Source organism: Streptomyces sp. NPDC006476, from assembly GCF_040612015.1.
Taxonomy (GTDB): Bacteria; Actinomycetota; Actinomycetes; order Streptomycetales; family Streptomycetaceae; genus Streptomyces; species Streptomyces griseorubiginosus_B.
Genome location: NZ_JBEXPK010000070.1, coordinates 1 through 23,601, shown reverse-complemented (window position 1 = coordinate 23,601; position 23,601 = coordinate 1). Strand labels below are relative to the sequence as shown.

17 protein-coding genes are annotated in these 23,601 nt (G+C 68.7%); 15 read left to right on the top strand and 2 right to left on the bottom strand.

The features are described 5' to 3' along the window. Nucleotides 1-42: 42 nt before the first annotated feature. Nucleotides 43-1,248, bottom strand: a complete 1,206-nt coding sequence (locus ABZZ74_RS43035; RefSeq protein ID WP_356949582.1) for a hypothetical protein — start codon at nt 1,246-1,248, stop codon at nt 43-45. A gap of 427 nt (nt 1,249-1,675) precedes the next feature. On the opposite strand from ABZZ74_RS43035, the gene ABZZ74_RS43030 reads away from it, so the two are divergent. From ABZZ74_RS43030 to ABZZ74_RS42995, 8 genes are all read left to right on the top strand, one after another. After that, nucleotides 1,676-3,190 carry a hypothetical protein gene (locus tag ABZZ74_RS43030; RefSeq protein WP_356949581.1) on the top strand — a complete coding sequence of 505 codons (1,515 nt, stop codon included), beginning with the start codon at nt 1,676-1,678 and terminating at the stop codon, nt 3,188-3,190. Nucleotides 3,191-3,237: 47 nt separating this feature from the next. Then, the gene (locus ABZZ74_RS43025; protein ID WP_356949580.1) at nt 3,238-4,734 is read left to right on the top strand and encodes a hypothetical protein; all 1,497 of its coding nucleotides are present in this window, start codon (nt 3,238-3,240) and stop codon (nt 4,732-4,734) included. Beyond that, the gene (locus ABZZ74_RS43020; protein WP_356949579.1) at nt 4,643-5,290 is read left to right on the top strand and encodes a hypothetical protein; all 648 of its coding nucleotides are present in this window, start codon (nt 4,643-4,645) and stop codon (nt 5,288-5,290) included. The genes ABZZ74_RS43025 and ABZZ74_RS43020 overlap by 92 nt, the downstream gene beginning before the upstream one ends. 119 nt (nt 5,291-5,409) lie before the next feature. Continuing rightward, on the top strand, nt 5,410-6,066 hold the full coding sequence (locus ABZZ74_RS43015) for a class I SAM-dependent methyltransferase (RefSeq protein ID WP_356949578.1): 657 nt from the start codon (nt 5,410-5,412) through the stop codon (nt 6,064-6,066). Nucleotides 6,067-6,146: 80 nt separating this feature from the next. Then, nucleotides 6,147-6,488, top strand: a complete 342-nt coding sequence (locus ABZZ74_RS43010; protein WP_356949577.1) for a hypothetical protein — start codon at nt 6,147-6,149, stop codon at nt 6,486-6,488. A gap of 312 nt (nt 6,489-6,800) precedes the next feature. Beyond that, complete coding sequence (locus ABZZ74_RS43005) at nt 6,801-7,130, top strand: CU044_2847 family protein (protein WP_356949576.1); 330 nt, start codon at nt 6,801-6,803, stop codon at nt 7,128-7,130. After that, nucleotides 7,127-7,948: a serine protease gene (locus tag ABZZ74_RS43000; protein WP_356949575.1), complete on the top strand. Its 822-nt coding sequence runs from the start codon at nt 7,127-7,129 to the stop codon at nt 7,946-7,948. The genes ABZZ74_RS43005 and ABZZ74_RS43000 overlap by 4 nt, the downstream gene beginning before the upstream one ends. After that, nucleotides 7,941-11,159, top strand: coding sequence for a tetratricopeptide repeat protein (locus ABZZ74_RS42995; RefSeq protein ID WP_356949574.1), 3,219 nt, complete (start codon nt 7,941-7,943; stop codon nt 11,157-11,159). Before ABZZ74_RS43000 ends, ABZZ74_RS42995 begins: the two co-directional genes overlap by 8 nt. Before the next feature lie 151 nt (nt 11,160-11,310). Here the strand turns inward: ABZZ74_RS42995 and ABZZ74_RS42990 are convergent, their stop codons facing one another. Beyond that, entirely contained in the window at nt 11,311-11,748 is a 438-nt protein-coding gene (locus ABZZ74_RS42990; RefSeq protein WP_356949599.1) for a tetratricopeptide repeat protein, read from the bottom strand. Nucleotides 11,749-11,792: 44 nt separating this feature from the next. On the opposite strand from ABZZ74_RS42990, the gene ABZZ74_RS42985 reads away from it, so the two are divergent. The 7 genes from ABZZ74_RS42985 (at nt 11,793) to ABZZ74_RS42955 (ending at nt 23,264) form a co-directional block, all read left to right on the top strand. Next, on the top strand, nt 11,793-12,122 hold the full coding sequence (locus ABZZ74_RS42985) for a hypothetical protein (RefSeq protein ID WP_356949573.1): 330 nt from the start codon (nt 11,793-11,795) through the stop codon (nt 12,120-12,122). Nucleotides 12,123-12,736: 614 nt separating this feature from the next. After that, nucleotides 12,737-13,459: an IPT/TIG domain-containing protein gene (locus tag ABZZ74_RS42980; protein WP_356949572.1), complete on the top strand. Its 723-nt coding sequence runs from the start codon at nt 12,737-12,739 to the stop codon at nt 13,457-13,459. Between the two features lie 2 nt (nt 13,460-13,461). Next, nucleotides 13,462-14,946: a hypothetical protein gene (locus ABZZ74_RS42975; RefSeq protein WP_356949571.1), complete on the top strand. Its 1,485-nt coding sequence runs from the start codon at nt 13,462-13,464 to the stop codon at nt 14,944-14,946. Continuing rightward, entirely contained in the window at nt 14,849-15,766 is a 918-nt protein-coding gene (locus ABZZ74_RS42970) for a hypothetical protein (RefSeq protein WP_356949570.1), read from the top strand. Before ABZZ74_RS42975 ends, ABZZ74_RS42970 begins: the two co-directional genes overlap by 98 nt. A 204-nt stretch (nt 15,767-15,970) precedes the next feature. Next, complete coding sequence (locus ABZZ74_RS42965) at nt 15,971-20,488, top strand: RHS repeat-associated core domain-containing protein (protein WP_356949569.1); 4,518 nt, start codon at nt 15,971-15,973, stop codon at nt 20,486-20,488. A gap of 20 nt (nt 20,489-20,508) precedes the next feature. Beyond that, the gene (locus ABZZ74_RS42960; protein ID WP_356949568.1) at nt 20,509-22,140 is read left to right on the top strand and encodes a hypothetical protein; all 1,632 of its coding nucleotides are present in this window, start codon (nt 20,509-20,511) and stop codon (nt 22,138-22,140) included. 203 nt (nt 22,141-22,343) lie between these two features. Continuing rightward, nucleotides 22,344-23,264 carry a Dyp-type peroxidase gene (locus ABZZ74_RS42955; protein ID WP_356949567.1) on the top strand — a complete coding sequence of 307 codons (921 nt, stop codon included), beginning with the start codon at nt 22,344-22,346 and terminating at the stop codon, nt 23,262-23,264. Nucleotides 23,265-23,601 lie beyond the last annotated feature (337 nt).

Genomic DNA, 23,601 nt, shown 5'->3' with positions numbered 1-23,601 from the left:
ACCTCTAGCGGCTGCGTGCGTGCCGGAGAGCGGATCTGATCGTCAGTCGGTCCGCGACACGGCCTCGACCACACTGATCTGATGGATCTTTCGCCGACGCGGGCTGCAGTGGACATCGACGACGTCCCCTACCCGGAACCGGTCCTTGAGCTCGGGGTTCGCTTCGCGTGAGAACATCGGCCGGCTCCACTGGTCGACCTCGAAGGACCAGGCTTTCCGCGTCGCCGGGTCCTCGATGGAGCAGCAGTAGTGTGTGACATCCGTGTACGGGTCGTCGTAGTGGGTGTCGTAGTCCCAGCGTGAGATGACGGCACCGCGAAAGCTTGCCTCGTCGGGAACGGCCAGGACCCGGCGGCGGGCCGGCAGCCACAAAACCCACAGCAGTACGCCGGCGAGCAACGGAGCGGTGTCCCATTCCCAGGCCAACGCCGGGCGGTGCGCGGTCAGGGTCACCGCGACCAGGGCGCCACAGGCGGCGCACACGGCCAGGGCCAGCAGCACGAGCTGCCACAGGTGTCCCCAGCGCGGGGTGTCCAGCGGCCCGGCCTCCACGACGTGCCACGATCTGCCGTACGAGGACCAGATCTGCTGCGGCTCGCGTACGGGAAGCGCCGATTCGGGACCAGCCGTCCCCACCTGGCGTTTGGGCAGCCGATGCTCTCCAGCGCGGTCGTGGGTCCGCCACTCGCGCGCGGCCTGTCGTCCGGCGGCCGTCAACCTGGGCCCGGATTCGAGCGGGACGTCTGACAGCCGCAGCAGCCCGAACAGGCTGGGCACGAGGACCACTGTGAGAATGATCCGCATCCACTCGGGACTGAACGAAACGCCGGCCCACAGGGCGCCGAACCAGGCCGCGAAGGGCGCACCCCGATACAGCAGCGTCACGTACTTGTTCCGGGCCGGCCGTATGAGGCCAAGGGCGGCCGCCTCGTTGCGGACACTGTTCTGAAAGCCGCGCCACCATACCCAGAACTCGTCGCCGTCGCCTGGCCCGAGGGCGCCTATCGGCACGCGGTCGACACCGCTTCGGCAGCGTCGGCGGATCCGTTCGACCACCAGTTCCTCGACGGGCCGCAGCGGTGCCGAGTCGGCGGTCTGCGGGACGATCCGTACGGTCACCGTACCGTCGGCTTTCTCTTCACCCTGCAGTCGGCCCATGCGGGCCATTTCCAGGGCGGTGGTCTCGATGCCCTTCGGAGTTGTCTCCCCGTCTCCCATCAGCAGGTTCACCACGCCCGCGGTCAGCATTCGATATTTCATACGCCCCCCAGAAATGTGACCGAGACGACTGTAGATGCTCTTGGGGATCACCACATCGGGGAAAACACGCAGCCGAGGCATCGTCGAAGCTGATGTCCGAGCTGAGAGCCACGCGATGTTCACCGCTGCCCTGTTGAAACAACGGGCTCAGCGGTGCGTGGATCTGTGCGGCGATTCAGCTGCGCGGGCGCGCTGTCGCCCTCCTGCGCCCCACGGGACCAGCGTCTCGGCCAGGCCACTGGCGAGACTCCGTCAGGTCGGGGCCCCGTTACTGTTGGGCCGCCTGCGCAGGTGCGCAGTTGAGGGGCTTCGAAGGGGGGCGCCAGGTATGTCAGAGGGGTTGGCCCAGTGGGGGCCAGAGCTTTTCATGACGCGGGAACGGGAGCTACGTCGCGGCCTGGCACCCGAGAACGACATGGGAAGGGATATCGCTCAAGGGGGGTTCGAGCCCTGCCTGCTGACCCTTCTGCGGCTGTCGGTCGGCAGGCACTCGAGCACCGGTTTCACCAGTGGGTGGTTCCCGAGGGCGCTTGCCCGCACCGGCCACCTCGTCCGTGCGGCTGAGCTGGCGTACACGATCAGTGACGAGCTCAAGCAGGGTACGGAACTACTGGCGCTGGTTCAGGCCGCGGCGGGCGCGGGAGACCTGGGTGGCGCTCAGGCGCTGGCCGAGTCGATTCCCCTACGGCAGGTGCGGGAGCAGGCACTGGTCGCCCTCGTGCCGGCGTGGGCCCGTGCCGGTGAGCGTGACCGGGCCGTCGCTCTGGCGGAGAGGATCCGCTACCCGCACCACTGGGGGTGGGCCTGGGCCCTGTTGGCGAAGGCGGTGGCGGACAGCGGCGACATCGATGAGGCGCTCAGGTTCGCCGCTCGCGCCGACGACGTGGTGAGTTCTTACGCCGCCGACGGGACGGAACAGGTGCTCGCCCTCCTCGTGGAGGTGGCCGTCGCCAGCGGTGACCATGACCGAGCCGCTGCACTTGCCGACCGCGTGGAGGACATCACCCGCTCCCGCAACTCGACAGGGTGGTCCCAGCCACGGCCCCTGGCGGCGGTGTTGGCCCGCGAGGCGCTGGCGGGAGACCTGGACCGGCTCGATGCTCTCCTGCGCACCCCGCCCGGACCGGCCGTCGGCGCCGGGGGCACGGTATGCGGGTGGGTGCTCGGCGAAGCCGCCGAACAGGACATGGTGGTCCCGGAAGGAGACCTGGACGAGGCCGCCGTTCGCCCGTTGCCTCCCGGATCCCCGCTCGACGCCTGGGACATGGCCTGTGTGCTGGACGCGGTCGTTCACAGCGCCGACCAGGACGTGGTCCTGGCCCTTGCCGACCGGGCCGAGACACTGCTCGAGACCGGCGACGGCCGTGATCACGACATTCTGCTGAGGTCCGTGACGCTCCTGCTGGCCAGGCACGGGCAGGTCGAGCGGGCCATGGCCCTCGCCGGCCGTCTCGACCCCGATCTGTCCGTGGCGCGGCAGGCGGACGTCGTCGGGGAACTGGCCCGGTCCGGTGACACGGGCGGTGCCGAGGCTCTCGCCCACACGATCAACGACCGCAGGGCACAGGACAGGGCGCTGATCGAAGTGGTCCGGGAACTGGCCCGGCGTGGCGATCCAGGCTGGGCCGAGGCTCTCGTCCACTCGATCAACGACCGCTGGGCGCAGGGCGAGGCACTGGTCGCGGTCGTCCGGGAGACGGCCCGGCACGGCAATCACGCCCGGGCCGAGGCTCTCACCCGCTCGATCGCCCACCGCGCGACACGAGCCCGCGCCCTGGCCGCACTCGTGGAGTTGTCCGAGCCGTCCCACGCCCGCAGGCTCGCCGCGCAGGTCGTGACGGTTGCGGGCGAATGGGATCCTGTTCTGCCGGTCCTGGAGCGGATCGTGCCCCGTTCCGTGGCAGTGGTCGCCGATCGGATGATGAGCTGATCCGGGACAGCCTCCTGATTGTCAGTGCTGCCTGCGAGACTCGTTCCATGATTCCCACGCTGCCCTTGCACAGCCCTCGTTGGCTTGACCTCGACGGTGTGAAGGTCGAAGAGGTGAAAGCACTCCTGGAGCAGTTGTCCTCCGCGGCTGCCACCGGGAGCAGCGATGGATGGAGGCAGACCTGGACGAACCTGGCCGGCGGCCTGATGGACGACGGGACCGTCTTCGACGGGGCCTATGCGGCTCTGCCGCATCTCGTCGAGGCGGCAGCGGCCCTGCCTCCGGGACAGACCGCGGACGTCTGGGTGGACTTGGGATGCATCGTGACCGCGGAGGACAGGCCCCCCGTCCCGGCCGACCTCGAGACGGGGTTCGGCGCCGCACTGCGTCTGGCCGAGCGGGCGGCCACCCGAAGTCTCCTTGCCGCCGATACCACCCCGCAGGTCTGCGCCCACCTCGTGCTCGCCTGCGTGGCCTTCGCCGGCCACCACATGGGCGAAGCGCTGTGGCGGTTCCCCGATCCCCGGGAAGGTGACCTCCTGCTGATATGTCCCGAGTGCGGGAGCGATACCGAGATCCCCGACTTCTTCACGGACCCGGCACGTCCGCCCGCCGAAGCTCCGGGACGCCCTGATCCCGCCCATGTCAGACAGGGAGGACATCCCTGGGGCGAGGTCGCTGCCGCACTGCGGGAGGAGGCAGTGGGCGAGGAGTGGGAGCCCTTCCTGCGGGCGGCACGCGACGTCGCGGTGGCAGGGGTACCCCCCGAAACACCGGGACAGGCCGTCCTGTGCCTGGTCGCCGGCATGGTCGCCGTCGGGGGCACCCCGCAACAGGACGCAAGGGAGTTGGCCCGCCAACTGATGTCGCTCACCGGAGACTTCCGCTGCTGGGACTGCGAGCAGACGTGGACGATCGCCGACGGCCTGGCGGACAACCCGGACGGTGCGCGCCCCCGGCACCGCGCGACGGAGGCGCGGGCGGACTCCGACGAGTCGGCCGCCATGGCGGAGTCGACGGCGCCCGGACGAACAGGTGAAGCGGCGACTCGGTTCCGGCAGGACGGGAACACGGTGCTCGCGGCCGACGGCACCCCCTGGGGCCGTATCTCGGTGTTCTCCGATGTGCCGGCGTTCTCCGATTCGGCGCCCGGTTCATCCGGGGGTGTCAACGCGCTGGCGGTGGTCTCCCGCCCGGGTCGGCCGACGCTCGTGGCCGGCGCCGGGGACGCGGGCGTGGTGTGCCTGTGGGACGTGGCCGACGCCCGGCTCGTCCATGCCCCGCTGCCAGGACACCGTGACCGTATCCGCTCCATGACGGCCCTGCCCCTGCCCGACGACCGCGTCCTTGTGGCGAGCGGAGGCGACACCGGGACGATCGCCCTGTGGAACCCCGTCACCGGACAGCCGGTCCGCGAACCGGGCCGGCGACTGGCCCGGCGGGGTGACCGGAATGTGTACCGCGACCGTCCCCGACGGCCGCACCCTGCTCGTCACCGCCACCCCCAAAGGCGCGGTCCGCCTGTGGGATCCGGACACCGGTGAGTGCGTCGGGCGCCTCAACCCCTATGGCAGTCCGATCCAGTCGATCGCCGCCATCCCGATCTCCGCCGGCCACACACTGATCGCGGCCGCGGACACCGCCGGCCGCCTTCACGTGTGGGACCCGGCCGTCGACGACCCCTGGGAACCAGGCGCGGCCGTGCAACTGAGCGCCCGCGCACTCGCCGATGCCGACCACCGGGTGGCAGCCGCGGCGGCCGTGCCCACACCCGACCGAACCATGCTGGCCACCGGAGACAACCAGGGCGTGGTCATGCTGTGGGACCTTGCCACCGGTGCCCCGATCGGCGACGGTCTCCCCGCCTCGACAGGCACCGGGGGCCTGCCGGTCATCACCGCCACCACCCTGCACGGCGGCCGCACGGTCCTGGTCACCGGCACCCGGCACGGTCACCGGCTGCGGGTATGGGAACCGGAGACCGGCGCGGTGGGGCACATCGCCCTGGACGTGGCGCTCACCTGTCTGGCCATAGCCGGCCCGGACCTGATCGTCGGACACGACCGCGGGATCCTCAGCCTCCCGCTCACCAGACGGTGAACTCGTTCAGTAGGTGTTTTTCTACTCGCTTCCTCGGACTGCGTCCGGCAGCCCGAGAGCGAGTGATCTTTGTTCCGGAACAGGGTGTGCATGCCGCAGGGACTTGATGGACTGGGGCGATGAAGATCTTGTCGCTTCGTGTCCTGCGGGCTCTTGAACGGTTCAACGCCGCTTATCCCTGGGATCACAACGCCCACTACCATCGCTGGATCCTGCGGCAGTTGCCGAGGCGCTTCGGCCATGCCCTGGACGTCGGTTCCGGCAGCGGTGATCTTGCAAGGCTCTTGACCGGACGAGCCGATGCTGTGCAGGCCGTCGATTCCGACCCGGTGATCACAGCCCAGGCCCAGAAGCTGACTCCTTCCGGGCTCCCCGTCACCTTCACCGTCGCGGATGCAATAGCCGAGCTTCCTGCCGGCCCTCACGACGTCATCACGTGCGTCGCCACGATCCACCACCTGCCGTTCACCCCGGCGCTCACCCGTTTCCGCCGTCATCTGACCCAGGGAGGGACACTGGTGATCGTCGGCCTGTCTCGCGCCCAGACCCCCGTGGACCACCTGCTCGGTGCTGTCGCCATTCCGGCCAACGCTGCCATGGGCTGGCTGAAGAACAAGGGCCGCCCCTCGCAGCGGCCCGTCTCCATGACGGCCCCTACTCGCCCACCGGACATGACCTTTGACGACATCGTCCGCGAAGCCAGAGACGTCCTCCCTGGCGCACGGCTGCCACGACGGCTGTTCTGGCGCTATACGCTTGTATGGAATCAGCCCTGAGTGGCCCGTGGCTTCCTCGACCAAGTGTCGGTTCGGGGGCTCTTGGACAGCAGGTCACCCTGCGGTTCGACGCCCAGCTTATGCACGTCATCGCCGACGGCCGCGTGGTCAAGACGCTGCCCGCGCCCATCCCACCGGAGCAACGAGCCCAGATCAGCGGGGCCCGCAGCCCACGCACCGCGATCATCCCGCCGTCGGCGAAGGCAATGAAGGCTCAGCGCAACGTGCCCGCGGACGGCGTGGTGATGGTCGGCGGCCAGCGCCTCCGGATCGGCCGGGCTCACGCCGGGAAAGCCGTGACCATCCTCATCGAGGACACCGTCTTCCGCGTCCTGGACGGCGAGGTCGAACTGTCCACCCACGCCCGCACCAGCGACAAACCGATCAGGCAGTTCAAGGCGGTCGCGCGCACGAGGAAGTAGCGACTGTCCAGCATCTACCGGTGACGTCCAGCGTCTCTTGGGACCAAACTGTCCAAGATCTCGCGGGACCTCACACCGTCAATCGATGCTCAGCCGAACTCTGCTGTAGCTGCACGGTGCCACGGAGGGCCGTTCAGGGCGTTGCCTCGTTGCCCTACGTCGGATAAAAGGCTGTGGGACCACGCGTACGGCAGTTGCGCCGGGTCCGGCGGAATTCCGGGCACCAGGGGGACCTCGGAACGGAACCCCTTCGTCAGCCGCGGGGCAGGACTACGCTGCTCCGCAATGGGGTGATCCAAGGGGGAAACGGGCATGGCAGACCAGGATGCTTCCTCATCCGTGTTGATTGAGACCGTTCAGGTCGACTCGCGTGGGGCCCGCCAGATCGGCGGTAGGACGCGGACGGCGTCGCCGCTGGGCGAGCGGTCGGGTGAAGTGCAGGAGGCGATCCGGCAGGCTACCGCCCTTGCCCAGGACGCCCTGGACCAGGTGCCGGAGCGGCGCGGCTGGGCAGTGACCGGGATGGAGGTCTCCTTCGGTCTGACCCTTGCGGCGGAGGCAGGCGTCATCCTGTCCAAGGCGTCCGCGGAAGCGTCTCTCGAGGTGACGCTCACGGTGGAACGGACTAAGGGTGCTCCATGAGCATCACGTCTTACTGGGTGCAGATCGATCAGGGTGACCTGCATCTGGGGGCCGGTTTCCTCGTCACGCGCGGCTTCGTGCTGACCGCGCTGCATTGTGTGGAGGGGGTGTCCTCCTATGACGCGCAGCTGGATCTGCAGCTTGCGGACGGGCAGCGGGTGCCGGGGCGGCTGTGTGACCGGATCGAGGACGCGGACCTTGCGCTCGTCGCGGTGGTGAACGCCCACGCATACAACCTCCCGATCGCCCCGCCCACGGACCGTCCCCGCCAGGACATATCGTGGAAGGGTTCCTACCGGCCGCCGGGTGAGAAGACCCGGCTGAGCGGGCAAGTCACTCATGCGCCGATCAGTCACCAGAGCGAGTCAGGCGGCGAGTTCACGGGGCTGCAACTGACGGTCGACCAGGAGGTCCACGATTTCGCGGGCTACTCCGGCAGCCCAGTGGACATCGACCCGGCCGAGGCCGGCTCTCGTGAGCGCCCCGTTGTTGGCATCCTCATGGAACAGGAGCTCAGCCGCGCGGATGGCTCCCCCGACACCAACGTGGTGTTCGCGGCCTCGGTGCTGCACGCGATCGAACGGTTCCCGTACTTCGACGTCGCCCACCTGCGTACCGCGGTCACCGGCAAGCAGCTCGCCCTGCCGACACGAAAGCCCCGGCAGGCCGTGCCGGAAGGCGGCGTCGAGGCTTTCCTGATGCGGCTGCGCCAACTGGAGGACGACGGCTACATCACCCCGCAGGAGGCTGCGGAGCAGCGTGCCCGGGCCCTGCAAACGCTGGGCGACCAGCTGCTCGGCGGAGCCAGTGGTGACTGAGCAGACCACCGCCCCGGGATGGGCGGAGCGGATCGCCGCGGCCGAGCGCGCGGTGCGGGGCGACCCGCAGGCGGCGGAGCTGTTGCGCGCGTACGTCAACGAGCTCGACGCCGACGTCACTCTCCTCAACACTCCTGGCGATGCACGGGACTTCGCCTATTTCGTCACGCTGCTGCGTGAGCTGGATCTGGCTGGCGAGGTCGACACGGCGCTGGCGGTGGCGGAGTTCTGGATCGGCGAGGGTCGCGTACCCGCCGGGCATCGGTGTGTGGTGCACAACCGGCTCGCCACCGTCCTCGTCGATGCGGGAGGCGAGCATCTCGACGAGGCGCTGGCCGCGCTGGAGACGGCACTGGAGACGGCGGATACTCCCGCCGAGCAGGCGCGTACGTATGCGAACCTGGCCGTGTGCGTCGCTGAACAGGGGAAGTGGCCGCTCGCGCGTGCCCATGCCCAGCGGGCGCAGACGCTGAGCCGTTCCCTGCCAGAGGCCGGGCAGCGCCTCGAACTGCTCCTGCGGGCCGTCTCCGTTCTCTTTCTGGCCGCACGCCAGGACGGTATCGACCACCGGACCCGCGACCTGGCCCGCGAACTTGAAGAGCTGTGCCGGCGCCAGATGGACCGCTGGGGCGACGACCATCCCCGGGCCTTGGAGGCGCTCGTTCTCATGGCCTCGGCCCGGCACGAGACGGCCACCCTGGACGGCGATGTGGAGAGCATGGAGCGGCTCACCGACGTCCTCGAGCGCGCGGCCCAACGTTCGGCGACCACGTTGGGGATGCGGCATCCGCGGGCCAAGGCGGTGCGCTCGGCTCTGACCCGCGCGCACGAGACCACCCGCCGGGCACGGGCCGCCCTGCTCAACTCGGCGGCCCCGGCCCCCGCCCCGGCCCCGACCTCGGCTCCGCGCTCGCAGCCAGCGCCGACCCAGCACATGCCCCTCGTCCTCGAACTGCTGGTGCACGGCATTGACGGCGCCACCCCCGAACAGATGCTGGATGACCCGCGCGTCGTGCAGGTTGGAGGCGACGACATCGCAGCGCTGCATCGCAGAGCCGAAGACGTGGACGCGGAGCGGCGACCGGAAGACTATGGTGACCGTCCTGTGCCGGAGGCGTACTCCTGGTCCCGACTCGCTCCGGGCAGCAGCCCTGGCCGGGTGCTGCAGTATCTGCTCCTGCCCTTCATGATCGTAAACCTCGCCCATTGGATGCGCCCGCCTGCGCGCGGTCTTGGGCGCACCATCCGGGTGCATGGGCTCCTGGTAAGGCTCGCCGCGCTCAGCCTCACCATCATGGTCGTGACGGCGATCTGCGAACTCTCCATGGACCTGGCCGCCTGGCAGTGCGCGGGCAGCGCCGCATGCGCTGGCGGTCAGCGTTTCTGGATGGGCTTCCTGGCGGCGGGCTGGTGGTCACAGCCCGGTCGCCGCCTCGCCGTGGGGTCGCTGGTGCCGTGCGTGTTCATCGCTCTGCTGTGGCGCCTGTCCCAGCGCAACTGGAACATATATGAGTCCCAACAGCCGCCGTACCGGGCGATCGCCCCGGATGATCCGTACCACCGTCAGCCTCTCGCGAAGCCCGGATTCTGGTACGGACAGCGTCTGGTAGCCCGGCTCACCGCGATGCACACGACAGCCGGGCTGCTCACCGTCGCCTGGCTGCTCGTCGCCGCGCCTTACCGCTTCGACCGGCAGCAGGGGGGACCGCCCGCGCTGAACGTGGTGGGCCAGCTCCTCTACACGCTGATCCTGGTAGACGGCCTGGCCGTGGTCTGGGTAGTGTGCCGCCGCGGTCCGGCCGAGGACCGGATCGACATGGCATTGGACCGTCGACTCGTCTCCGCCGGCCCGGCGGCAGTGGTCCTCGTGCTCTGTCTCGGCTACGCCATGTGGTCTAGGCCCGGGTGGGACTCCGTCGGGCGGCTGCCGGGCAGCGACACCATGTACAGCGGGCTGCTCCTGGCCCAGGGGTTAGCCGTGGTGGCCCTTGCCGGGGCCGGGCAGGCCCTGTTCCGCAGCGCGCCCGCCCCGAATGTCCTGTTGCGGGGGCTGGCCCCGGCCACCGCCGTGATGCTCGCCTGCTCCCTGTACAACATGATGGGCGCCGGTGCCGTCCAAGGGCTCGCGGACTGGCTGGGCAACCGGAGTTCCTCCGGTCCGCCGCATGACGCCATCACCGGACCTCCGCCGTTGGTGACCTGGCAGATGTCCGCCCTCCCCGTGCTGCTTGCCGTCCTGTTGGTCCTCGCGGGTTGGGTGTACGTCCGGAGTTACCGGCTGGGGCGGGCGTTGCGTGCGCAGATCCACGCGGATTTCCCCGACGAGCCGCGTAATACTCTGCGTTCCCGCCAGATTGCCGCTGCCCGGGCGCGCGCCGCAGTCACCGATGCAATCCCTCTGCTGCTTGGCGCCGTGGCCACAGCGCTGCTGCTGTTGACCGCGGCCTCCCTCACAGGAGCGTATGTAACGGGCGCTCCCCCGGGCCACGCTGCGGCCGGGCTGCCGCAGCCCGTCGATGAATTGAGCCGCACCTTGAAGGCGATCGGGTCATGGTTGATCGCCGCCGGAATCGTCGTCTTCCTCAACTCCAGCCGCCGGGCGACCCGGGCCCCGACGTCTCGCAGCCTCCTCGGCATCGTGTGGGACCTGGGTACCTTCTGGCCGCGTGCTGCGCACCCGTTCGCCCGGCTCTGCTACTCGGAACGGGCGGTTCCCGACCTCACCTGGCGCATGACGACCTGGTGTCGGCAGACGGGTGGTCGGATCGTGGTCTCCGCACACTCTCAGGGCAGCGTGCTCGCGGTCGCCGCGATCTGGCAGCTCCCCCCCGCCGACCGGAGGCGCATCGCACTGCTCACTTACGGCTCACCGTTGGAACGTCTGTACGGACGGCTCTTTCCTTCGTACTTCGGACACGATGCACTGTTCAGCCTCCACCGCGAGATCGACAGCTGGCGCAATCTGTGGCGGTCTACGGATCCCATCGGCGGCCCGGTGCGGGTCGGCGGCGGTGACGAAGGTCCCGAGGTGGACCGCCAGTTGAGGGACCCGCTCAGCTTCGGCCGGTCGGCTGCGTACCCACTGTCAACACCGATCCGCGGGCACAACAACTACCAGGGCGATCCAGCATTCGCCGAGGTGCGACAGAGGATGGTGGCGCGGACCGTGCTGCCGCCCACCATCGCGCAGCCCTCGCTCGACGGCTCCTGACAAACTTGACGGCATAAGACTGCCAACGGGAACACTGGCGTCCGGGGCCGATCGGGCTTCTCCTCAGCTCACGAAGGCACCCCTTGAGCGGAGAGCAGCCGTGGCATCCGCTGCTGTCTGCGCCGTATGGGCCTCGCAACGCCAGTCAGGGTCAGGTGCCAGCGAGCAGGCTGAGCGCCTCACGTCGCAGCTGGGCAACCCACTCATTGGTCCCCTCGACAGCCAGGGCCTGATCGAAGTAGGACACAGCTTGAGAGAAGTTCCCCAGACGCAGCTGAACCTCGCCCTGTCCCGCAGTGGCCCAGTCCAGGGAGGGAACGAGGTCGACGGCATGGTCGAAGTCCGCCTGGGCTTCATGCAGGGAGCTCATCGCCAGGAGGATCCGACCTCGCTTGCCGACGTATTCGGCGTTGTCTGGGTGCTTGCGCACCAGCCGGTCGAAGTCTGCGAGCGCGTCAGCGTGCCGTCGGCATTTTCGGTGTGCTCGAGCCCGCAGGAGAAGGACCCAGTCGAGTGCGGAGTCGAGGCTGAGCGCCCGGTCGAAATCTGCGACAGCGCTCTGAAACTCTTCTCGGTTGGACGGATTGATTCGGGAAGTCCTCTTCGAGCCCTCCCGGAACTGGGTCGGGCTGGATGTTCACGCCCGGTCGGTCGTCGGGGCAGCGAGCCGCAAAGAAGACCACTGCGGCACCGCCGCCCACCGGGGCCGCGCTCGTCGATCTCGTGCGCGATCATCTGGCCGGCCAGCACGAGCCTCGCGCCGCCGCCGAGGTCGCCACCGCTCTGGAACAGCAGCACCCCGACCGAGAGATCAAGGCCAAGATTGTGCGTCTCACGCTCGAGGGGCTCGTGGCCAAGAACCAGGCCCAGCGCACCAAGCAAGGCCGATCCGTCTTCTACACCACCCCGGAGACCAGCGAGCCTGCCGCGCAGGCCGAGCCGGCAGCACCGCAGCCTGCCTGACAGCCATTCGCGAACCAGACTGTGTCGGGACCGCACCAGCTGCGGCCCGGCAATGTCACTGCGCCCCAGCGGGCGGCGTCAGGCGCACGAGAGGGTGATACCTGAGGACGCAGGCGTCGTACGGCCCGGCGACGGTTCCGTGACGCCCGCTTTCTCCGGCATGCCAGTACCGCCAGCCTCCCACCCCTACTCCGCGCCGAGAGCGAGAACCACGAGCCCGCCGGCCTGTTCCACCGACGGAGTACTTCAGCCGATTCGTTCGGATGGACTGCGATCCTCACTGCGCCGGATTCGCGCCATCATCAAGGCCGCTGCGACGCCTTCCGCTTAACGGAACTACTGCCTCTCTCAGGCGCGCCCAGCACGGCCAGATACAGCGTGCGCTCCACTCACAGAGCATTCCGCCAGCGGTTGTGCCGCGAGGCCGATCTCAGCCAGTTACGACACACCATGTCGCGTACATGACCTGCGGTGCCTACTGTGTGACGGCTCGTGCGTTGTGGGTGAGGTTCACGGGGTCTCAGCGCTCCGTGAAGTGCTCTGGGGAGGGCGCGATGCGGTCACGAGGCGGATTACTTCACGCAGTCAGACGCGGCCGGCAGCGGCTGGTGGCGGTGGGGGTGCTGGTTCTCGCGCTGGCCGCCGGAACGGTGTCGGCCGACGCCATGCCGCCCCAGCCCCGTCCTTCTGCCAGCGCCAAGGATTCGCAGGCGGCGCCTTCGCACCAGGCACCGTCCCAGCAGAAGTCCGGCTCCCCTGGCAAAGCCCATGGGTCCTCCGCCGCTGCAGAGCCCACTACCGACAACGCTGTCTACGCCTACGACGCCGCCGGCCGTCTGGTCGGCGTGACCGACCCTGCCGGTCAGACCGCGCGCTACCGCTACGACAAGGTCGGCAACCGGCTCGGCATCGACCGCTTCGCCTCCAACACCCTGTCTGTGCTGTCCGTCGTACCGGTGCGCGCCGTACCCGGCGCCAAGATCACCCTGTCCGGCACCGGGTTTTCGACCACCGCTGCGAACAACAACGTGACCATCGGCGGCAAGACGGCGGCCGTGACCTCCGCCTTCGCCACTCGTCTCACCGTGACGGTCCCCGCAAACGCCGTCAGCGGCAAGGTGGCCGTGACGGCGGGCGGGTCGACGGCCGAGGCGGCGGAGACCTTCACGGTGGCCTCGCCCGGACCCACGATCTCCGCCGTCGCACCGGTCTCCGGTGTGGAGGGCACTCAAGTCACCCTTACCGGCACGGGATTCGCCTCGGCCGCCACCGACAATCTGGTGCGGTTCAACGCGGCACCCTCGCCCAGACGGTCAGTGCCACCGACACCACCCTGACGGTGAAGGTGCCGCCGGCCACCACCAGCGGGCGGATCACCGTCCAGACCCCGGACGGAAAGGCCACCTCGCCGACGGACTTCACCGTCCCGCTCGCCGGGAATGACGACAACTTCGAGACCACGGTCCGCGCTTCGGTGACCGGCGATCCGGTGTCGGTCGCCGTCACCGAGGCCGGCAAGCGGGCCCGGGTGTTCTTCGACGCCGATCAGGACCAGAGCATCTCCGTGGGATTCACTCAGTCCACGTTCACGACTGCCCCCACCGTGACACTGGTCGACCCGCAGGGCAAGACCGTGGGCACCACCGGCTACCTCAACACCGGCTCCAGCGACTACGAGGTGCGCGATCTGCCGGTGTCGGGCACCTACTCCCTGGTGATCGACCCGCCCTCCAGCGCCACCGGCGCAGCAGTGGTGACCGTGTCCCATCCCGCGGGCGGGCAGCTGACCTTCACCAGCGATCCCGCCGCCACCGCGATGACCCGGGCGGGCCAGGACGGGGCCTGGACCTTTGACGCCGCGAAGGGCGACTCGTTCAGTCTCGGCATCGACACCGCCGGGATGAGCGACGACATGAACGTGCGGCTGTACGCCCCGAACGGAGACCAGCTCAACTCCCTGTCAGTGTCGAAGGCGTACTACAGCTCACTGGACACCGACGCGCTGCCGACGAGTGGGACCTACACCCTCTACCTGGACCCCACCAACGGAGCGACGGGCACCGCGACCGTCACCGTGTCGCACTACGCGAGCGCGAGCGCACTCGATCCGACCGGCAGCGCCGTGCAATTGGGCATCACCCGTCCCGGGCAGGACGGCACACTGTCCTTCACCGCCACCGCGGGCCAGAAGATGTCGCTGGGCGTGACCCCCACGGGGTTTTCCTCCTACGTCACCGGCTACGTGTACGCCCCGGACGGCACCAAGGTGGACAGCTTCAATGTTTCCGCCGGCAGCCCTGCGGAGTGGGACAGTGCCGCGCTGCCGCAGACCGGTACCTACCGGCTGCGCATGTCACCGGACCACTTGGGCACGGGAACGCTGGCCACCACGCTGTCCCGCACGGTGGACGTGGGATCGCTGACCACGACCGGGAATACGGCCACGGCGAGCATCACCCGTTTCGGGCAGAACGCGCAGGCAACCTTCACCGCCGCGGCGGGAGATGACCTGTCCCTGGGCATCACCGGCAACACCTTCACCACGACCGTCTACATCGATGTGATCGCGCCGTCCGGAACCAAGGTCGTCACCTCCGCGGCCCTGTCCTCCCAAAGCCTGTGGACGAGGGGCCTGTCGGATCTCCCGGAAAGCGGCACCTACACGGTGGTGGCAGATCCCTATCAGGGTGCGCAGGGCAGCCTGATAGGTGACTTTGTCCGCCGACGTGAGCGTCAGTGCCACCGTCGACAGCAACTCGGTCACCGCCACCGCCGCCCGCCCCGGTCAGCGCATCCGCGTCCGGTTCACCGCTCCCGTCGCTGATTTCGTCGGTGTGGGCCTGTCCAGCAACAGCATCAACCAGACCACCTACCGCGACCTGATCGGCTCCGAGGGCGGCAACGGTTCTCTGGTCACCTCGGTGGCCACGAACACCACCCAGGCCGTCCTTTTGCATCCGCTCACCAGCGGTGGGGCCTACACCCTGCTGCTGGAACCGCAGTCGGCCGGCTCCGGAAGCGTGACGCTGTGGCTGTCCAGCCCGGCCTCGGCGGGCGCCCTGTCGTCATCCGGCCGCACCGGCACGATCACCCGGCCCGGACAGCAGCTGGAGTTCACGCTGAACGCGCAGGCCGGAGACGGCGCCTCCGTGATGTTCAGCAACACGACCCTCACCGGCACCACCACCATTCAGCTGATGAGCCCCGGCGCAAGCGACCCGGACTATCTCGGCATCCTGTCCACCTCAGATGTGGACCTCAGAGCACCGCTGACGGCGGGCACCTACCGCCTGCTGCTGCAGCCGAGTAAACCGGTCACCGGTACCACCACCGCCACCCTGGTCCCGGACCTGGCCGCAGGCGCCCTCACGGTGGGCGGCGGCAACAAATCCGCCGCCATCACTACCAGCGGTCAAAACGCCCGTTTCACCTTCAGCAGCACAACCGGGCAGAACCTCACGCTCGGGCTGGGCGCCACTCCCCCGGACGCCTGGTATCTGTCGGTCTACGGCCCGAACGGCACGTGGCTCGTCGACGCCCGGTACATGAGCACCACGACGACTTCCTTCGCACTGCCGGCGCTGCCGGCAACCGGCACGTACATCCTCACCGTCGATCCCGCCGCGCAGAAGACCGGCACCTAGAGTCTTGGCCTGACAACCACCACGGCCACGAGCAGCTCCAGCGTCAACGCGGACAAGACGGCCAGAGCGCCCGCCCACAAGGCGGCACGACCGCATCCCAGCACCGACACCCGTGACGGCCGCGCCAAGGCGGCCGCGGGGAGCGTCCCGAGCGGGGCGGATGCCTGGCAGCCGGACCGGCACAACCTCAGCGGCTGGGACTGGGTGACCTGGCGCGGCGGGGCCCCCAAGGCCCCGGCGCGGCTGCGGGCGCCACCGGAGACGACCGCACTGACCGGGCACGTCCTCAAGCTGGACGGCACACCCCTGGCCAAGGTGAGCGTGCGGATCGACACGAAGAACACGCGGACCGACGCCCGCGGCCGCTTCCAGCTGGCGGGCATCAGCGCCGACGCCAGGACGCTGGTCGTCGACGGTACCAGCGCCAACACGAACAAGCGCTCCTACGGCCGCTTCGACATCCGGATCCACCCGCGGGCCGGGCTCTCGAGCGACCTTGGTTTCCCGGTGTGGATGACGCCGCTGGACACCAAGCACACCGTCACCTTCGACATCCCGGCGACGAAGGACATCGTCCTGACCACCCCCAAGATCCCGGGCCTTGAGGTCCGCATCCCCAAAGGGTCGGTGGTCCGCGACGAAAACGGCAAAACAGTCACCCGGCTCGGCATCACGGCGATCCCGATCGACCGGCCGCCCTTCCCCCTGCCGCAGCACAGCGTCGTACCCGTCTACTTCACGGTGCAGCCCGGCGGAACGTACCTCTTCCCCAAGGGCGGCCAGATCATCTACCCCAACTACACGCACGAACCGCCCGGCACCCAGGTCGACTTCATGGACTACGACCCTCAGGGCAAGGGCTGGCACGTCTACGGGCACGGCGCGGTCAGCGCGGACGGCCGCCAGGTGGTCCCGGACGCCAAGACCCGGGTGTGGGCCTTTAACGGGGCGATGTTCAACATCTCCACCCTGCCCCCGTGGCTGACCTCCTGGGCGGACGACACCATCGACTGGCTCTCCGGCGACCCGGCCGACCTGTCGACGGGCCTGCTCACCGACTCCCGCACCGACCTCGCGGTCGACGACGACCTCACCCCCATCGAGGACACCCGCACCTACTGGCAGGGCGACACCGCCAGCCGGGCCTTCGGCATCGGCCGCGACCTCATCTACAACGCGTTCCTGCACTCCGAGCAGCAGTACAAGGAAGTCGACCTCTACCTTCCCGGCGGGCAGAAGGTGCACTACGTGCGCACCTCCGCGGGAACCGGGTACTACGACGCCGTCTTCCAGCCCCAAGGCACCTCCGGCCGCTACCGCGGCACGGTCATCGCCTTCCACGACACCGTGTGGGAACTGACCTTCCCCGACGGCACCGTCTGGCAGTTCCCGCAGTACGCGCCGCTGAAGCAGATCCGCGACCGCTACGGCAACACCCTCACCATCACCCGCACCGACGGCACCCGCGGCGGCATCACCCGCCTGATGACCTCGGCCGGCCGCTGGATCACCTTCACCTACGACAGCAGCAACCGCGTCACGCAAGCCCTCGACAACTCCGGCCGCACCGTCTCCTACACCTACGACACCACGGGACGGCTGGAGACGGTCACCGACCCGGCGGGCAAGGTCAGTTCCTACACCTACGACGGCGCCTCCAACCGCATCGCCACCGCCACGGACGCCCGCGGCATCGTCTACATGACCAACAGCTACTACCCGGACGGCCGCCTCAAACAGCAGACGTTGCCCGAAGGCCAGCAGTACTCCTTCGCCTACACCACCACCGGCACCGGAGAGATCACCGCAACGGAGGTGACCCAACCCGGCGGCGCGGTGCGGCGGGTGGAGTTCAACGGCGGCTACGGCACCTCCGACACCGAGGCCTACGGCACCAGCCTCGCCCGCACCACCCACTTCGAACGCGGCGCCAACCACCGCGTCGATGCCGTGACAGACCCCTACGGACGGCTCACCCAACTGCACTACGACACCGCGGGCCATGTAACGGGAGCGACCGTTCTGGCCGGCACCGACCAGGCACGCTCCACCGGCACCGCCGCCTACGACGGGCCCTACGACCAGCCCAGCAGCATCACCGACGCCCTCGGCCACACCACACAGCTCACCTACGACCCCAGCGGCAACCTGACGAAGATCACCGACGCCGAAGGACGGGCCACCACCTACACCTACACCGGTGCAGGACAGATCAAGACCGCCACCGACCCCTCCCAGGCCGTTACCACCTACGCCTACAGCAACAACGAACTCACCGCCGTCACCGACGCTGCAGGCCACATCAGCTCACAGTTCGCCGACACCGCCGCCCGGCTCAGCGCGCTGACCGACAGCGCCGGCTCGCTGACAACCGTCTCCTACGACGCGCTCAACCAGGTCCGGCAGATCAGCGATCCCCTCGGCGACACCACGGGCCTTGACTACGACGCCAACGGCAACGTCACCACCCTCACCGATGCCCGCAACAACACCACCACCTGGGCCTACGACGACGCCGACCGGCCCAAAACCGTGACCGACCCGCTCGGCGCGCAGGCCCTGTTCGCCTACGACGCAGCCGGCTTCCTTAAAACGGCGACCAACCGCTCCGGCACCTCGGCCGTCGCCGAATACGACCTGCTGGGCCGGCTCAAGACCACCAAGTACGGCGTCAACGCCGCCGGCCAGGCGGAATCCACCGTCACCTACGACTACTACGACAACGACCTGACCAAGCAGATCAACGACAGCCAGACCGGCCCCCAGTCCTTCACCTACGACCCCTACGACCACCTCGCCTCCACCACCGGCCCCACCGGCACGGTCAGCTACACCTACGACGCCGCCGACCGGCGCAGCACCATGACCGCGGCCGGAACCACCACCACCTACGGCTACGACACCTCCGACATCCTCACCTCCGTCAAATCCGGCAGCCAGCAGGTCACTTTCGGCCTGGACGCGGTGGGGCGCCAAAAAACCGCCACTTTGCCGGGCGGCATCACCCGTACCACCGGCTACGACCCCACCGGCATCATCACCTCCGTCGCCTACACGCAAGGCGCCAAGACAATCGGCGACCTGACCTATGCACGCGACCAGCGCGCCCTGCAGACCGGGCTGAGCGGGTCGCTGGCCAAGGTCGCCCTGCCCGCTGCGGAGAGCGGCACACAGTTCGGTAAGGACAACCGCATCACCGGCTACGGCGGTCGCACCTTCATCTACGACGCCAACGGCCAGCTTACGAGCGATGGCCTGCGCACCTACACCTGGAACGCCCGCGGGCAGTTGACCGGGCTGTCCAAAGCGGGAACCACCGCAGCCTTCGGCTACGACGCTCTCGGCGGACGGATCTCCAAGACCACGGGAGCGTCCAGTCGGCGGTATCTGACCGACGGCGCCAACCCGCTGGTCGAGCAGGACGGTTCCGGGGCGACGACGGCCACGGTGGCCGCTTCGGGCCTGGACGCGTTCCTCACCCGCTCCGAGTCCGGCACACCGCAGGTCTATCTGACCGACGCGCTGGGCAGCGTGGTGGGACTGGCGAACGCGGACGGCACGGTGGCCACGAGCTACGCCTATGACCCCAACGGCACGCCCACCGCTTCGGGTGCGTCGTCGTCGAACCCGTACACCTTCACCGGCCGCGAGGACGATGGCACCGGCCTGCTCTACTACCGCGACCGCTACTACGACCAGCAGACCGGCCGCTTCATCTCCCAGGACCCCAGCGGCTTCGCCAGCGGCGCCAACCTCTACGAGTACGCCCTGTCCTCCCCCACCACCTACACCGACCCCACCGGCAACAACCCCCTGATCGCCGCCTGCGTCATCGGCGGCCTCATCGACGGCGGCACGGACTGGCTCACCCAGCGCCTGTCCGGACGCAAGGTCAACTGGGGCCAGGTCGGCCAGTCCGCCGCCATCGGCTGCCTGTCCGGCATGCTCGGCGAAGGCCTCGGCGCCCTGGCCGAGGGACGACTCGGCTCCAAACTGGGCAGCTGCGCCTTCCCCAACAGCTTCACCGGCGATACCCCCGTGCTGATGGCCGACGGCACCCGCAAGGCCATCAAGGACGTCGACGTCGGCGACACCGTACTCGCCACCGACCCGGACACCGGCAACAGCGGCCCACACACAGTCACCGCCCTGGTCAAAGGCAGCGGCGACAAACACCTCATCGACATCACCCTCGACACCGACGGCCCAACAGGCAGCAAGACCAGCACCCTCACCGCCACCGACGGCCATCCCTTCTGGGTTCCTAAGCTTCACCGGTGGATCAACGCCGGCGAGCTCACCGCAGGACAATGGCTGCAGACCAGCGCCGGCACCTGGGTACAGATCACCGCCCTGCGCCGGCACACCGAACACACCACGGTCTACAACCTCACCGTCGACCGCCTGCACACCTACTATGTGATCGCAGGCACGACGTCTGTTCTCGTCCACAACTGCGGCGTCGACCCGGCCGCGATCAACCCGGACTTCACCACAGGAGCGATCCGCAACGCCGACGGGACCTGGACCATCCCTGAGGACTCCCCGCTGTATCGGCCGCCCGGGACGGACCGGGTCGGGCAGGGACGCTTCGAGGGCCGCATCGAAATCGATGAAAAGGGTCCCAAGACCCGTACGGGCGAGGCGACCGAGGCCTTCGCACGTTTCGTTGACAAGCTGCCCGACATGCACTTGCCCGGGCACTTCCCCGGAGGCGGCTGATACGTGAGTTGGGAGCTTGGATGGACGCGCGTTCCGCAATCGAGGACCTGAGGCGCCGTGCCGCAGCAGGAGAGACGCTGGAGGCCCTCTCCCACGCGGTGCTCGCTGTCCTCGGCCGGCCGGCCGCGGCAGTTGGGGGTGTGGCGTTCGACGACGAGGCCCGGCAGATGGCCCTCCGCCTGACCGGCCGCACCATGATCCATGGCGGCCGGACTGCCGGGGAGGAAGGACTGCGCGGCGCCCGGTTCCTGGCCGCATCTCTGCACGTGCTGGCCGACGGCGGCGTCCATATGATCACGCCCGATGAGCGGCAGGCCGAGGAAGAGGGAAAGCTCGCCGCGGCCGTCTGCAGCCCCCTGGGCATCACGGTCGGCGTGCTGCGCGAGGGCATGGACGAAGCAGAGCGCAACGCAGCCTACAGCGCCGACGTCACCGTGGGAGCCTACCGGCGCTTCGCCCTGGACCTGCTGCATGACCGGCAGGCCCAAGCGCCGTATGACCGCATCAGCCGGGGCGTGTCCGCAGCGGTGGTGACGGATCCGGGACACGTGCTGATCGCCCCCATCGCCGAGCCGTTGATGCTGCTGGAAGACGACTCCTCCCCGGCAGACGCGCTACGCACGGCAGCCCGCCTGGCCGCCACATTGGACAAGGGCCAGGACTACGCCGTCGACACAGAACGTGCTCTGGTACGGCTGACATCGCAAGGACGCAAGCGTGTGCACGACGCCTTCGGCGTCACCGATACCGCGAGTATGCAGACCCTGCTGCTGGAAAAGCGCATCGCGCAGGCGCTCGCCGCGGGCAACTGCTACACACGGGGCAGGGATTACGACCTTGCCGACGGCACCGTCACTCCCCTGCCCTCCGGGGCCCTGCCCGGTGGGGTGCGCCTGCGCGGGGGACTGCTCCAGGCGATCGAGACCAAGGAAGGCGTGACGGTCACCGACACCCAGTGGATCACAGCGACGATCTCGGTCTTCGAATACGTCCGGCGCTACTCCCATGTGGGCGGCACATCGCTGGCCCCACTGATGTTCACCACCGAGCTCGAGGAGCTTTTCAACCTTACGGTGTGGGACCGCCGCGAGGTCGATGAACTGCGCACCCAGCAGCAGCACGCGCCGCAGATGGCCGCCTACCTGGCGCTGAACCGTCAGATCGCCCAGTGGAGTCGGCTCGGCGCACAGCAGCGCACCGAACTGTATGGCCTGCGCGAGCGCAGCTGGCAACCAGACGAGCTGCAGACCCTGCTGCATCGCCTGGTCGACGCCGCCGTGACACAGGCCATCGGCGACCACAACGGTGATCTCCCCCAACTGCTCCGTTCTCTCGGCGAGCTGGCTACCGACGTCTTGCTCGAGCAGCCGACCGGCGGCGGGGATGCGCAAACGATCGCAGACCAGGCCCGGATCAGAGCGCGCGCCGTCTGCGATGACCATCTGACGACAGATCCCGACAGGCAGCGCCGGGCCCTTCACTCCGCACTCGATCAGGCAGCCGTCTATCAGGCCCAGGCCGAGATGCACTACCGCGACCAGTACTGGCCCGATCACCTCGCGCCGTTTGAGGAAGCCCTGAGCGCGGTCTACGACAACATCCGCACCGACCTCGCGCGGGCGGTAGCCCGCCAAGCCCTGCACCCCGCCTGACGGACAGTGCCCCTCACCGCTTCCCACGGTCCCAACCCCCGAAGGGCTTTCGGCCGACGATGAGCAGCAGACGCACGGTCCTGACGACCTCACTTGCCACCGCCCTCGGCATAGGCGGGCTGGGCGCCGTCGGTGCCGCCGTACTCAAAGACGAACCCACCCCCAAGACGTCGACGCCCGCGCCTCTGCGCGGGGCGGCCCCCTTGCCGTATGCGCAGGTCATCTCGCTGGATCTGGACGTCAGCGAAAAGCACCGCACCGATGCGCTCAGGACCGTACACCAGCGGGTCACAGCCATCGACGGAGCAAAGACGGCCGGCTGGATGGCGGTCAGTGCGGACGGTCTGCCTGGCGGTGTTGACGCACCGAGCCAGCTCAAACGCATGCCCTCTTTCACCGGCGACGTACTCCAGCCCTCCCACTCACACGGTGACCTCCTGCTGCAGGTCACCGGGACCTCGAGCAGTGCAGTGAAGGAAGCCGCCGACCAGACGCTGCACGCCTTGCCGCTATGGAACGTGCGGTGGCGCCTGGCCGGCCACCGCCCCGAAAACCACACCGAACACGGCCGAGGACTGGCCCGCAATCCGTTCCACTTCACCGAGGGATACGGCAACCCCGCCACCGCACCCGAAATCACCCGCCGTGCGATCATCACCGCCGACCAGGACGAGCCGGCCTGGACCGTCGGCGGCAGCTACCAAGTCATCCGCATCATCCAACTCGCCACCAGCTTCTGGGACAAAGAAACCATCCACGAACAGGAACGCATCATCGGCCGCCGACAAGACGGCCGCTGGCTCGACGGCACCCCAAACGACGAACGAGCAGCCTTCACCTCAGACGCCGACGGCAAAATCACACCCCTCGACGCACACGTACGCAGAGCAGCCCCCGACCGGCGCCATCCCCCACCCCTGGTCCGCCGCGGCTACAACTACCACCGCAGCACCGACGACCAGGGACTGATCTTCTCCTGCTTCCAACGCGACCTCGCCCAGGGCTTCGAAGCCGTGCAGAGACGGCTGCAGGGCGAAGCCATGGCCAAATACACCCTCACTATCGGTGGCGGATACTTCTTCGTCCCCCCACCTGGCGACACCTGGCTCAACGCACTGGCCTGACAGCCACCCTGCGACGTCATGTCAGGGCAGCTCAAACAGCCTTGGCCTCTTATCCACGGGGACGATCGCCCAGTCGAAGGCTCCACGGAGCACCGCACCAAACGGCGACCGCCTCCGCCCGCCACCACCCCAGTTCCCGCGCCCCTACTGGGGAACCCAGCAACCAACCACAAGGGATCCGTCCGGGGACGTCTCCACGCGTACGACGCGGCGATGCAAGCCACACGCCCCTCACACCGGAACCCGGGTTCCGCAGGTGATGTAGCGGGATAGTCCGTGGATTTGGGGGGTGACGTGCGGAAACGCGCCGTCGGCTGGTGGGACGGCGTGTATCTAG